12 protein-coding genes are annotated in these 12,769 nt (G+C 70.6%); 9 read left to right on the forward strand and 3 right to left on the reverse strand.

All coding sequences use genetic code 11. The annotated features are described in order from the left end of the window. Window positions 1-171 precede the first annotated feature (171 nt). Together ACH4YP_RS39885 and ACH4YP_RS39890 are read left to right on the forward strand one after the other, a co-directional pair. Window positions 172-681 carry a DUF6232 family protein gene (locus ACH4YP_RS39885; RefSeq protein WP_398495963.1) on the forward strand — a complete coding sequence of 170 codons (510 nt, stop codon included), beginning with the start codon at window positions 172-174 and terminating at the stop codon, window positions 679-681. Further along, entirely contained in the window at window positions 678-992 is a 315-nt protein-coding gene (locus tag ACH4YP_RS39890; protein WP_361051973.1) for a hypothetical protein, read from the forward strand. The genes ACH4YP_RS39885 and ACH4YP_RS39890 overlap by 4 nt, the downstream gene beginning before the upstream one ends. Window positions 993-1,338: 346 nt before the next feature. Here the strand turns inward: ACH4YP_RS39890 and ACH4YP_RS39895 are convergent, their stop codons facing one another. The 3 genes from ACH4YP_RS39895 to ACH4YP_RS39905 form a co-directional block, all read right to left on the reverse strand. Beyond that, the gene (locus ACH4YP_RS39895; protein WP_361051976.1) at window positions 1,339-2,760 is read right to left on the reverse strand and encodes a hypothetical protein; all 1,422 of its coding nucleotides are present in this window, start codon (window positions 2,758-2,760) and stop codon (window positions 1,339-1,341) included. A gap of 148 nt (window positions 2,761-2,908) precedes the next feature. Further along, window positions 2,909-3,517 (reverse strand): HAD family hydrolase, encoded by a 609-nt coding sequence (locus ACH4YP_RS39900; RefSeq protein ID WP_398495965.1) that lies wholly within the window; start codon window positions 3,515-3,517, stop codon window positions 2,909-2,911. Between the two features lie 165 nt (window positions 3,518-3,682). After that, entirely contained in the window at window positions 3,683-5,425 is a 1,743-nt protein-coding gene (locus tag ACH4YP_RS39905) for a phospholipid carrier-dependent glycosyltransferase (RefSeq protein WP_361051982.1), read from the reverse strand. A 62-nt stretch (window positions 5,426-5,487) separates the two neighbouring features. Here ACH4YP_RS39905 and rsmI point away from each other — a divergent pair, with 62 nt between their 5' ends. The 7 genes from rsmI to ACH4YP_RS39940 all read left to right on the forward strand — a co-directional run bounded on the left by rsmI (window position 5,488) and on the right by ACH4YP_RS39940 (window position 12,748). Continuing rightward, window positions 5,488-6,342: a 16S rRNA (cytidine(1402)-2'-O)-methyltransferase gene (gene rsmI, locus ACH4YP_RS39910; protein ID WP_361051985.1), complete on the forward strand. Its 855-nt coding sequence runs from the start codon at window positions 5,488-5,490 to the stop codon at window positions 6,340-6,342. 261 nt (window positions 6,343-6,603) lie between these two features. Further along, the gene (locus ACH4YP_RS39915; protein WP_361051988.1) at window positions 6,604-7,050 is read left to right on the forward strand and encodes a hypothetical protein; all 447 of its coding nucleotides are present in this window, start codon (window positions 6,604-6,606) and stop codon (window positions 7,048-7,050) included. A gap of 204 nt (window positions 7,051-7,254) precedes the next feature. Further along, window positions 7,255-8,154, forward strand: coding sequence for a TatD family hydrolase (locus ACH4YP_RS39920; RefSeq protein WP_398495968.1), 900 nt, complete (start codon window positions 7,255-7,257; stop codon window positions 8,152-8,154). 142 nt (window positions 8,155-8,296) lie between these two features. Next, entirely contained in the window at window positions 8,297-9,679 is a 1,383-nt protein-coding gene (locus ACH4YP_RS39925; RefSeq protein WP_398495970.1) for a ubiquitin-like domain-containing protein, read from the forward strand. 192 nt (window positions 9,680-9,871) lie between these two features. Next, window positions 9,872-10,732, forward strand: coding sequence for a 16S rRNA (adenine(1518)-N(6)/adenine(1519)-N(6))-dimethyltransferase RsmA (rsmA, locus tag ACH4YP_RS39930; RefSeq protein WP_361051997.1), 861 nt, complete (start codon window positions 9,872-9,874; stop codon window positions 10,730-10,732). Next, window positions 10,729-11,631: a 4-(cytidine 5'-diphospho)-2-C-methyl-D-erythritol kinase gene (locus ACH4YP_RS39935; protein ID WP_398495972.1), complete on the forward strand. Its 903-nt coding sequence runs from the start codon at window positions 10,729-10,731 to the stop codon at window positions 11,629-11,631. The genes rsmA and ACH4YP_RS39935 overlap by 4 nt, the downstream gene beginning before the upstream one ends. A 337-nt stretch (window positions 11,632-11,968) precedes the next feature. Beyond that, window positions 11,969-12,748: an MHYT domain-containing protein gene (locus tag ACH4YP_RS39940; protein ID WP_361052003.1), complete on the forward strand. Its 780-nt coding sequence runs from the start codon at window positions 11,969-11,971 to the stop codon at window positions 12,746-12,748. Window positions 12,749-12,769 lie beyond the last annotated feature (21 nt).

Raw genomic sequence — 12,769 nt, forward strand, 5'->3', positions numbered from 1 at the left:
CCATGTCGGTCCGCGCACCCCCTCGGAACGGTCGCCGGAAGCGGACAAAAAATCAGAAAGAGACCGACTTCGTCACCGCGTTCCCAATATCGGATCACCATTCTTTTGCGGTTCGCCGATTCCTTCCGTGTGTTTGAGTGTCGTGCTTCGCACAGCGAACGAGGGGGACGAGTGGGGTATTCGCGCGGGATCACAGAAGTCCAAGTCGGCAAGGGCGCCCTGTGGGTGGGTTCCGACACCTGTCCGTTGCGCAACATCGCCCGTACGTCGATGAGAGAACTCGTGCCGGACTACGGCAAGGCCAAGGCCGAGTTCGTGAAAAAGCTGGTGCTCCAGCTGATCCTGGTGTTCGCCGGGCTCGGGCTGATGTCGGCGTCGGCCTTCTTCGGGTTCCTGCTGATCGTCGGTGCCGGGCTCGGGCTCATCGCCCGCGACTATCAGCGGCTCCAGAAGGTACTGAACGCTCCGACGCTCCACGTCCTGCGGATCACGACGTCAGGCTCTCCGCAGACCGCGCTGACATGTGACGACAAAGGACTGATGGACAAGATTTTCCACCAGCTCATGGAAGCGATGGACAACCCGGAAATCCAGTTCCACTACGAAATGCCGACCTGCAACATCAACGGCGACAGCATCTACCAGTTCGGCGACCACAACACGGGACAGGTGACCAGGTGACCGGCGACAGTGTCGTGCAGTTCGGCAACTTCAACATCGGAATGGTCAAGAGCCAGGGCCCGGTGGACCAGCGAGCGGCCCACGAGCAGATGATCAACGCCGTACTGGCCATCCGGGCGCACGTCTCCGACGCGGACCGATCGGTGATCGACGACTCCCTGGGCATCCTCGACACCGACGGCCCGGTGGACCACCGACGCTTCCGCCAGGCCCTCGGCACCATCGGCGGAATCGCGGCGCTGCTGGGGGCGACGGGGGCACCGGTGATCGAGGCGATCGGCAGGGTGATGGAGGCGTTCGGGTCGGGGTGACAGCCCCTGGAGCGACGGTCCGGGGATGACGGCCCTGGGCTGATGGCTCTGGCGTGACGGCCCAGCGCCCGACACGGCAGTGCTCCTGACCCGCGACGAGGGGGGCCGGGAGCTCTGGCGTGTCGGCCCGGTCGGACCCGGCCGACGGGTGGTTGGGCTACTCGCGCCTTGTCAGTTCGGCAGTCGCCAACACGGCCCTTCCGGATGCCCCAGCCAGACGATCTGGTTCAGGTCCGTGACGGTCATCCCGAACGATGTCTGGTCGGGTGAGCCCGCCTCTTGCCATGTCACCAACGCGTCCTCGGGGAAAGCGATCACGTTCGAGGCCGGACCGTAGCGAATGAGCTCAGTCGGGGACGCGGGCATCTCGGGTGGATGTCCGCACCCAGCCCTCCTCACGCCGCAGCCGACCCCTGGCTCTGTTCAGGACGATCGGAGTCGCGATCACCGCCGCTACGACGGCGGGGACAGTGGTGAGCCAGCCGACGAGGTGGGTGGTGTGACCCGTCAGAACCGGCAGCAACGCCACGGCGAGGAGCGCATGAACACCCACGAGCGCCAGGCGCGCACCCGGCGTGGTCCCGCAGAACCCGTGGAACAGCCGCCCCTGCGTATCCGGCCGGGTGGCGTGTTCCTCGAAACCGCCGGGCGAGCTGTGCAGGCGCACCTCCCAGGTCCGGGTGGTGGCCCAGAACATCCGGCCGTCGTCCGCAACGTACACGACGGGCAGCGGATGCTTGTCCTTGACCATGGTCCAGCGCCGAGCCACGCACACCCAGCCGCCGCCGACGCTGAACTCCCTTCCATGGCCGAGGGTTTCGCCCTCGACGTCGGCGAGGTCGATCGACCCGGCCGCGCCGGTCACCCTCAGCCTCGTACGAACCTTCTCCACCACGCTGCCGGCCCGAGAGCCCACGGTGGTGTGGGTTTCGAGCACGGCCTCCAGCCGCTCGACCCGCATGGCGTGCACCTGCCCCGCCGCCGAGTCCTCGATGAGAACGCGCCGCTGCCCACGCGACCCGAGCTGCCCGGCTGCCCCCACGAAGAGGAGGCATACCAGGGAGAGGCCCAACAGCGGCACCGGTCCCGAAGGAGGCAGCCGCAGCCGCCAGCCGGGGACGAAGGCACGGACATCGTCGGATTCGTCGACCCAGCCTCCCAACTCGGGCCGGCCCGGCGCGTACAGAACAGCGACCTCCTGGTCGGCGGACGGGCTGCTGGCGGTGATACCTCTGTCGACGTCGAGGACCGCGCCCTCGTGCACCTTCACCTTCATCGATACGAAGTAGTACGAACCGCCGCTCCTTCGGCTGCCGTATCCGACGCCGCTGTGCTCCTCGCTGTCGACTGACACCACGGCGCCAGTGGCGACGCGTGCCCCGGCCTCCTGGAGGGCACGGATGGTCCGCTGCTGCTCCCCGTCGGGCAACTGGCCCAGGATGGCCGCGGGTATCAGCGCCAGGAGACCGAGCATCGCGGCGATGCCCGGCCCGATCCGAACCAGCCCCGGGCGGGGGATGACGGACGGGATCTCGGGAGCGCCGGAAGCAGGTTGGCCGACGGGCTCGGCCTGCGTTCCGGCGTATGGCGCGCGGCGGGTGGCGACGACCCAGACCAGGCCGGAAGCGAGGGCGAGGCCGATGGCCGTGAGGACGTCGATGCGGGGCGTGGGTGCGCCGTAGCGGAACCACACAAGCAGCACCGCGACGGCCGCGCACATCAGCGCGAACGTTCCCGAGGCTCTGGTCAGGGGCGTCGATCTTCTCATCGGCGCATTCAAGTACAGCGTGTGGCACATGTGAAGGTCGTGCTTCGACCACTCTGACCCGTTCCTGGCACGATTCCCCAGACTCTGGTCAAGTTGGAGTTGCGTTCGATGCTGGACCTTGAACGACAAGCTCAGCGCACACGCGTATTCACCCAGCAAGTCCTCGGCGAATGCGAGGACTCGTTGTGTCGTCCGCCCACAAGTGTCCCCAGGGTCCACGGCGGATGTGCGCCGTCCGTAGCCCGACCGCCTTCGTGGGGAAGATGTCGTTGGCCGGGTGGTCGCCGACGTAGACCGTCTCTCCCGGCGTTGCCTGCGCAACCTCCAGCCCGCGCTCGAAGAACTCCGGCTGCGGCTTGGCCACGCCCCACTCACCCGACGTCGCGATCAGGTCCGCAGGCAGGTCCAGGGCGCGGAGCAGTTCGCCCGCGCGAGAGGTCTGGTTACCGGCAACGACGACACGGATCCCGAGCTCGCGAAGCCCGGACAGCGCGGGACGGACGTCGTCGTAGAGATCCGTTTCGTCGAGCACCTCGCCACGGCCTGCGGCCTCGCGTGCCCGGTACTCGGCGGGGAGATCGATCCCAGGTCTGGCGAGGCGCATGGCATCGGCATTGTCCCGGCCCTGGGCGACGACCGCACCGACGAGGGCGGAGAGAGTGTGGCGAGGAATGTCCAGCCAGTCGGCCCAGGAATTCCAGTAGCGGTCGTCGCGGACGATGGTCTCGCCGACGTCGAGCACGATGGTCGAAATCACCTTGGGAAGCCTACGGCTTCTCGGCAAATGGTCCGCTGAGGGTCCTGCCACAGAGAACTCGTGCACCGTATCCGAGCCGGCCGAGGGTGACCGACGACAGCCACCGACGACCAACGATCACGGTGGCGCTGCGGGCCGCCGCGCCACCGTGGTGTGTTCGCCCAGCTAAACCCAAGTATCCAGCCACATCCGAGACCGCCAACCGTCGATCGGAATCGCCTGCCCCGTATAGATCGGCCAGAAGTAGATGAAGTTCCAGGCGATCAGCAGGACCAGGACTCCCGCCGTGGCCGCGCCGATCACGCGGCGGCGTTCCGTGGAGCCGGGGGGGCCGAGGATGGCGCCGGTCATCATTGCCACGGCCAGGCAGAGGAAGGGGAGGAAGACCACGGCGTAGAAGAAGAAGATCGTGCGTTCCTGGTACATGAACCAGGGGAGGTAGCCGGCCGCGACGCCGCAGGCGATCGCGCCTGCGCGCCAGTCGCGGCGGAAGAGCCAGCGCCACAGGACGTAGAGGACCGCGAAACCCGCCGCCCACCAGAGCATGGGGGTGCCGAGGGCGAGGACCTCGCGGGCGCACTTCTCGCCCGCGTCCGTGGGGCAGCCGTCCTTGCCGGGGAGCGGGGACTCGTAGAAGTACGAGACCGGGCGGCCGGTGACGATCCAGCTCCACGGGTTGGACTGGTAGGTGTGCGGGGAGTGCAGGCCGACGTGGAAGTCGTACACCTGGGTCTCGTAGTGCCACAGGCTGCGCCACCAGTCGGGGAACAGCCAGGACCAGTTGCTGGTGCGGCCGTCGGCCGAGGCCCAGTCGCGGTAGTAGCCGCCCTTGCCGTTGGTGGCGGACAGGAACCAGCCGGTCCACGACACGATGTACGTGGCGATCGCGACCGGGACCGTGGACAGGAACGCCCAGCCCAGGTCGTGCTTGAGGACCGCCAGATGGGGGCGGCGGGCGCCCGCGACCCGGCGGGAGCCGACGTCCCACAGGACCGTCAGCAGACCGAACGCGACGAGGAAGTACAGGCCGTTCCACTTCGTGCCGATGGCCAGGCCGAGCAGCAGTCCCGCCGCCAGGCGCCAGGGGCGGCGGCCCAGCAGCGTCTCCTCCGCGATGCGCGCGTCCGGGCGTACGACGCCGTCGGCGTCCGGTGGGAGCGCGGCGGCGAGGCGTTCGCGGACCTTGTCGCGGTCGATGAGCAGCGCGCCGAAGGCCGCGAGGACGAAGAACATCAGCACCTGGTCGAGCAGCGCGGTGCGGCTCATCACCAAGTGCAGGCCGTCGACGGCCATCAGGGCGCCCGCCAGGCAGCCCAGGAACGTCGAGCGGAAGATGCGGCGGCCGATCCGGCACAGCATCAGCACCGACAGCGTGCCGAGCAGCGCCGTCATGAACCGCCAGCCGAACGGCGTGAATCCGAACATCCACTCGCCGAGCCCGATGACGTACTTGCCGACGGGCGGATGGACGACGTAGGCGGCGTCCGTCGGGATCCTGACGTCGCCGCCGTTCTGCAGGATCAGCTCGTTGGCGTTCTTCGCCCAGTTGACCTCGTACCCGCGGTGGATGAGGGCCCAGGCGTCCTTGGCGTAGTACGTCTCGTCGAATATCACCGCCTTCGGGCTGCCCAGGTTCCAGAAGCGCATCACGCCCGCGATCAGCGTGACGAGCAGCGGGCCGCCCCACGCCGACCAGCGGACGAGGCGGTCCGCGGCCTCCCGGCGGAGCCCGATCGCCGCCCACAGCCGGGGGCTGGGCTCGGTGTACGCGGGCACCAGGCGCTCGCGGACATCGCTTCTGGGCGGGGCCGTGTAGCCGAACCGGCGCAGCCGCTGTTGCCACGACGGTCGCTGGTCTTCTACGCCCTGTCCCTGCCGGGTGTCCGTGGAGGACGCGGTACTGGTCACCGCGCCATCGTAGGGAACAGGTCTGTGTGAGTCCCGCGGGCGGCCCCTGCGAGGATGGAACCGTGACAGGAACCCTTGTACTCGCAGGCACGCCCATCGGGGACATCGCGGACGCGCCGCCCCGGCTGACGGCCGAGTTGGCGGGGGCCGACGTCATCGCCGCCGAGGACACGCGGCGCCTGCGGCGGCTGACGCAGGCACTCGGCGTACAGCCGTCCGGGCGGGTCGTCTCGTACTTCGAGGGGAACGAGACCGCGCGTACGCCCGAGCTGGTCGAGGCGCTGGTGGGCGGGGCGCGCGTGCTGCTCGTGACGGACGCCGGGATGCCGTCCGTGTCCGACCCGGGGTACCGGCTGGTCGCCGCCGCCGTGGAGAAGGACATCAAGGTCACGGCCGTTCCCGGACCCTCCGCCGTCCTCACCGCGCTCGCGCTGTCCGGGCTGCCCGTCGACCGGTTCTGCTTCGAGGGATTCCTGCCGAGGAAGGCCGGCGAGCGGCTGTCGCGGCTGCGCGAGAACGCGGGCGAACGGCGCACGCTCGTCTACTTCGAGGCGCCGCACCGCCTCGACGACACACTCGCCGCGATGGCCGAGGTGTTCGGGGCGGAGCGGCGGGCCGCCGTCTGCCGGGAGCTGACCAAGACGTACGAGGAGGTCAAGCGCGGGCCGCTGGGCGAACTCGCCGCCTGGGCCGCCGAAGGGGTGCGCGGCGAGATCACCGTCGTCGTGGAGGGCGCCCCGGAGACCACCGAGTCGCTCGACGCCGAGGAACTGGTGCGCAGGGTGCGGGTGCGCGAGGAGGCGGGGGAGCGGCGCAAGGAGGCGATCGCCGCGGTCGCCGCCGACGCGGGGCTGCCCAAGCGCGAGGTCTTCGACGCGGTCGTCGCGTCGAAGAACGCGACGCGCCCGAACCCATGACACGAGCGGACAGTCCCGCCCGATGCCATGACGTCCGATGCCATGACGTCCGAACCCTTGAGCGGGCAGCCGCTCCCGACCCCATGAGCGGGCAAAGGACGATCGCGAAAAGCAAAGCTCAGACCGTGTTCTGAGGGCCCTCCGACAAGGAACGGCCAAGACGGCTCCAACACTCGACAGGTCTGGTGCTTATCCGCCGGCGGAGGCGTCCACTGGTTGAAGGACGCACCCGTCCTCGTCCAGCGGACAAGAGGAGCTGGCATGAGTGAGATCGCAGGTCAGACCGGGCAGATCACTGGAGATCATGGCCACCGCACCACGGCGACCGACATAGTCCACGAGTCGTACTCCTTCGCCTGCATGCGCTGCGGGCACGGCTGGGAGCAGTCGTACGAGATCGAGCACCACCTCGACGCCGAGGGCACCGAATTCGTCATGTACGTGGCCGACGGCCAGGTCGTGCCGTCGCCGCTGAGCCGGCCCAGCTGTTTGAACTGCGACGGCCATGTCGTCCGCATCATGCGCGCGGGGCAGGTCTCCTCGGCGCAGAACCCGCTGCGCCACCCGACGCCCGTACGGCCGCGGAAGGCCCCGGACGCCGAGACCCCTCGGACGGCGGAGAACGGGGAGCCGGCGGCGGCAGAGGACCGTCACCACTGGCACCTCTCCGATCTGCTGCACCCGTTCCACCACCACAAGGCGAGCTGATCCTCCGGTTTGCCCACTGATGCCGGGCCTCACGTTCAGCGGCGCCTCCCCCCGCCTCCCGCGACGTGCGGCCCGGCATCCCTCTTTCCGAGGCCTGCCGAAACCTCCTCCCGAGCCGTCCCACGACAGCTCTTCCACGACAGCCCTTCCATGACAGACCTCCCGGGACCCTCTTCGCAGGATCGGGCTTCGTAGGATCGGTGCATGCCTTCCAACGCCGAAGCCCCGCCCCCGCCGACCCCGCTCCGGGTGCCGGTCGCCGACTCGCACACCCACCTCGACATGCAGTCCGGCACGGTCGAGGAGGGGCTCGCCAAGGCCGCGTCGGTCGGTGTGACCGCGGTCGTCCAGGTGGGCTGCGACGTGAAGGGCTCGCGCTGGGCCGCCCAGACCGCCCTGGACCACGAGGCCGTCCACGCGACCGTCGCGCTGCACCCGAACGAGGCACCCCGGATCGTGCACGGCGACCCTGGGGGCACCTCCCAGCCCCCTGGGGCTGGGGGAGGCTGGTCCCGGCAGGGCGCGCGGCAGCCCGGGGGCGACGGCGCGCTGGACGAGGCGCTCGCCGAGATCAACCGGCTCGCCGCCCTTCCGCAGGTCAAGGGCGTCGGCGAGACCGGCCTCGACTACTTCCGCACCGGCCCCGAGGGCAAGGCGGCCCAGGAGAGGTCCTTCCGCGCACACATCGAGATCGCCAAGCGGCACGGCAAGGCGCTCGTCATCCACGACCGCGACGCCCACGCCGACGTGCTGCGGGTCCTGAAGGAGGAGGGCGCCCCCGAGCGGACCGTCTTCCACTGCTACTCCGGCGACGCCGCCATGGCGGAGATCTGCGCCCGCGCCGGCTACTACATGTCGTTCGCCGGGAACATGACCTTCAAGAACGCCCAGCCGCTGCGCGACGCCCTCGCGGTGGCCCCGCTGGAACTGGTCCTCGTCGAGACCGACGCGCCCTTCCTGACCCCCGCGCCGTACCGCGGACGGCCCAACGCCCCGTATCTCATTCCGGTCACGGTCCGCGCCATGGCCGCCGTGCGGGGTCTGGACGAGGACGCGCTGGCGACGGCGATCTCGGCGAACACTGCCCGCGCGTTCGATTTCTGAGCCGTAACGGCCGGCCCGCTCGCGAGGGGTCCGACCGGGGGACGGCTCGCGACACCGCGTAGTCGCGCTGCTTTGGAGAGTGACGAACGCTCCGCTAGGTTCCTCTGGCCCGATCCGGACCGGATCCCTGGAGCGTGTCGTAGTGAGCAATTCGCAGTACGAGACGTATGGCCCGACATACGAGATCCCTGAGCCGTACGGTCACGGATACCCGGACCCGGACCCGGACCTGGCGGCCGCGGACACGTACCGGCCCGCGTACGAGGACGTGAGCGGGGGCGGTGGCCGGGGCGGGGGCGGCAACGAGTACGCCCCCGAGGGCTGGCGCGGGCCGGAGGCGCCGACGCTTCCCCGGCAGGTTCCGCCCACGCTGGAGATGCCGCCGCCCGGTGGCCGCGCCGAAGCGCGGCGGGCCGCCCGGCGGCGCCGGAGTGCCGAGCGGCCCGACATGCGCCGGCTGCTGCCGCAGGCGCTCGTCGTGGCGTTCCTCGCGGGCGGCACCACCGCGTTCGTCGCCGACGACAAGGCGATCGAGCTGAACGTCGACGGGAAGCCGCGCACGCTGCACACCTTCGCCGACGACGTCACCGAACTCCTCGCCGACGAGGGCGTCCGGATCGGCGCGCACGACATCGTGGCGCCCGGCCCCGGAGCCGCCCTGACCAGCGGGGACGAGGTGGCCGTACGGTACGGGCGGCCCGTGCGCCTCACCCTCGACGGACAGTCGAGCAGGGTGTGGACCACGGCCCACACCGTGGAGGGCGCGTTGCGGGAGCTCGGGGTGCGTGCGGAGGGCGCGTATGTGTCCGTGCCGCGCTCCCGGCGGATCGGGCGGGAGGGGATCGCGCTCGACGTCCGTACCGAGCGGACCGTGACCGTCATGGCGGACGGGCGGGCGCGGACGGTCCGGACGAACGCCGCCACCGTCCGCGAGGTCGTGGCGGACGCCGGGATCACGCTGCGCGGGGAGGACACCACGTCCGTGCCGCCCGGGAGCTTTCCGCGGGACGGGCAGACGGTGACCGTCATGCGGATCACCGCCACGCAGGAGGTCCGCGAGGAGCCGATCCCCTTCGAGGTGCGGCGCACGGAGGATCCCGGGCTGTTCCGGGGGACGGAGGTCGTCGAGCGGGCGGGGCGGCCGGGGACGCGGCGCGTCACGTATGCCCTCCGTACGGTCAACGGGGTGAAGCAGCGGCCTCGGCGGCTGGGGGTCGAGGTGGTGGACCTGCCTCAGGCGCAGGTGGTGAAGGTGGGGACGAGGCCGCTTCCCACGTCCGTGCAGGGGGCGGACGGGTTGAACTGGCAGGGGTTGGCGCACTGCGAGTCGGGTGGGCGGGCGGGGGCGGTCGATGCCTCCGGTACGTATGGCGGGCTCTACCAGTTCGACACGCAGACCTGGCAGAGTCTTGGCGGTTCCGGGCGTCCTCAGGATGCCCCTGCGGCGGAGCAGACGTTCCGCGCGAAGAAGCTTTATGTGCGGCGGGGGGCCAGTCCTTGGCCGCATTGTGGGGGGCGGCTGTAGGGGGGGCGGGCTTTTTCTTCGCCCCCGCCGCCCCTACCCGTCCCGTCCCTGGGGGCTGCGCCCCCAGACCTCCGCTGAAAGTCAGCCGCTCCGGCGTTTGAGGAGCGGGGGTTCGGGGGCTGGCCCCCGAGACGGGAAGGGGAGGCGGGGGCGAAAAACAGGCCTGCCCCATCCCACCCGTACCCTTGGTGCGTGAGCAGCCCCACCTCCGACGCCCTCCTGGGCCCCGCCGACATCCGCGAACTCGCGGAAGCCCTCGGCGTACGGCCCACCAAGCAGCGCGGCCAGAACTTCGTCATCGACGCCAACACCGTGCGCCGCATCGTGAGGACCGCGGACGTCCGCCCCGAGGACGTGGTCGTCGAGGTCGGCCCGGGACTCGGCTCCCTGACCCTCGCACTGCTGGAGGCCGCCGACCGAGTCGTCGCCGTCGAGATCGACGACGTCCTCGCGGGCGCGCTCCCGGCGACGATCACCGCCCGCATGCCGTCCCGCGCGGAGCGCTTCGCGCTCGTCCACTCCGACGCCATGCAGGTGGCCGAACTCCCCGGCCCCGCCCCCACGGCCCTCGTCGCGAACCTCCCGTACAACGTCGCCGTACCGGTGCTCCTGCACATGCTCGACACCTTCCCCACCATCGAGCGCACGCTCGTGATGGTGCAGGCGGAGGTCGCCGACCGGCTGGCCGCGCCGCCCGGCTCGAAGGTCTACGGAGTGCCGTCCGTGAAGGCGAACTGGTACGCCGACGTCAGGCGGGCCGGTTCCATCGGCCGTAACGTCTTCTGGCCCGCCCCGAACGTCGACAGCGGGCTCGTCTCGCTGGTGCGGCGCGAGGAGCCGGTGAAGACGACCGCCTCCAAGCGCGAGGTCTTCGCCGTCGTGGACGCCGCCTTCGCCCAGCGCCGCAAGACGCTGCGGGCCGCGCTCGCCGGCTGGGCCGGTTCCGCCCCCGCCGCCGAGGCCGCCCTCGTCGCGGCCGGCGTCTCGCCCCAGGCACGCGGTGAGTCCCTGACGGTGGAAGAGTTCGCACGGATCGCGGAGAGCAAGCAGTGAGCGCGACGGGTGTGACGGTACGGGTTCCCGCCAAGGTCAATGTGCAGCTCGCGGTCGGCGGCGCCCGCCCCGACGGGTTCCACGACCTGGCCAACGTCTTCCTCGCGGTCGGCCTCCACGACGAGGTCACCGTGACCCCGTCGGACACCCTCCGGGTGACCTGCGAAGGGCCCGACGCCTCCCAGGTACCCCTGGACCGTACGAACCTGGCGGCCCGCGCGGTGGAGAAGCTCGCCGCGAGGACGGGGCGCGAGCCTGGCGTGCACATCCACATCGCCAAGGACATTCCCGTCGCCGGGGGCATGGCGGGCGGGTCCGCCGACGGCGCGGGCGCGCTGCTCGCGTGCGACGCCCTCTGGGGTACGGGGGCCTCGCGCGAGGAACTCCTCGACATCTGCGCCGAGTTGGGCAGCGACGTGCCGTTCAGCCTGGTCGGCGGCGCGGCGCTCGGGACCGGGCGCGGGGAGAAGCTGCGGGTTCTGGAGGTCGGGGGGACCTTCCACTGGGTGTTCGCCGTCGCCGACGGAGGGCTGTCGACGCCTGCCGTGTACGGGGAGTTCGACCGCCTCAACGAGGGGGTGGAGGTGCCTGAACCGGTTGCCTCCGGCGGGCTTCTGGGGGCGTTGGCCAAGGGTGACGCCGTCGCGCTCGCGGGCGCCCTCTCCAACGACCTTCAGGCCGCCGCGTTGTCCCTCCGGCCGTCGCTGGCCTCGACGTTGGCGGCCGGTACCGCTGCCGGGGCGCTGGCCGCGCTGGTGTCGGGCTCCGGGCCCACGACCGCGTTCCTCGTGCGGGATGCCGAGGCGGCGGTGAAGGTCGCGGACGCGCTTGTCGGTTCCGGGACCTGTCGCGCCGCGCGCGTTGCCGCGGGGCCCGTGCCGGGGGCTGTCGTGGTCTGACGGTTGGGCGTCGGTCCGATGGCTGTGTGCCGGGTGGCTCGAAAGGTGCCCCGGGGAGCCGTCTACACAAAGGGAGTTACCGGTTCCAGGCGAGCCTGTGTGGGCCGTGTGGAGGTCGTCGGCAGATTCCGCTTAGCCCGGTCGTCTGCATATAAATGCAGGTCAAGTGTTATGCAGGTCACCGTAGTTCAATTCATGTCTATCTCCCGGCTGGCCCCTTTCGTCCTGGTCCGCCGCTCATCTCGGGCTGGCATTATCGGCCGTCCCCGGTGTCTCGTTACCGGCGGTACTTCCGTGCGTACGGTCAGGCCGTGCGGCGGGCGAGAGGGGTTTCCCCATGGGTCACATGGACCACTTCAGCGCCGGATGGGTCACTCCCGTCCTGTCCTACGCGATGGCCTGCGTGGGCGCGGCACTCGGACTGCGGTGCACCGTCAGGGCACTTGAGGCGGACGGTTCCTCCAAGCGGAACTGGCTGCTGCTGGCCTCGGTCGCCATCGGCTCCGGGATCTGGACCATGCACTTCGTCGCGATGCTCGGCTTCGGCGTCGACGGCACGCCGATCCGCTACGACGTCCCGCTGACCGTGCTCAGCCTGGTCGTCGCCGTACTCGTCGTCGGCGCGGGCGTGTTCACCGCCGGCTACGGTCGTTCCCGCGTACGCGCCGTGCTGCTCGGCGGGCTCGGCACCGGCCTCGGCGTCGCGGCGATGCACTACATCGGCATGGCGGCACTCAACCTGCACGGCACGGTCCGCTACGACCCGGCCCTGGTCATCGCCTCCGTCGCGATCGCCGTCGTCGCCGCGACCGCCGCGCTCACGCTCAGCCTCGTCGTACGCGGACCCGTCGTCGCCACCGCGGCCGCCCTCGTGATGGGCCTCGCGGTGAGCAGCATGCACTACACCGCGATGTACGCCGTGACCATCTCCCTCGCGCCGAGCAGCGCGGCCCTGGCGGGTGCCACCGCCACGGAGTTCGTCTTCCCCCTCGCCGTCGTCCTCGGCTCCTTCCTCTTCCTGGCCTCCGCTTATGTCGCGCTCTCCCCGACCGGCAAGCGCGCCGAGTCCGCCGTGGCCGCCGAACTCCTGCGCCAGGTCGAACTCTCCACCGCCTGAGCCGGCCGCCGGAGACGGGCG

The sequence above is a fragment of the Streptomyces sp. NPDC020747 genome (assembly GCF_044334695.1).
In the GTDB taxonomy this organism is placed as follows: Bacteria; Actinomycetota; Actinomycetes; order Streptomycetales; family Streptomycetaceae; genus Streptomyces.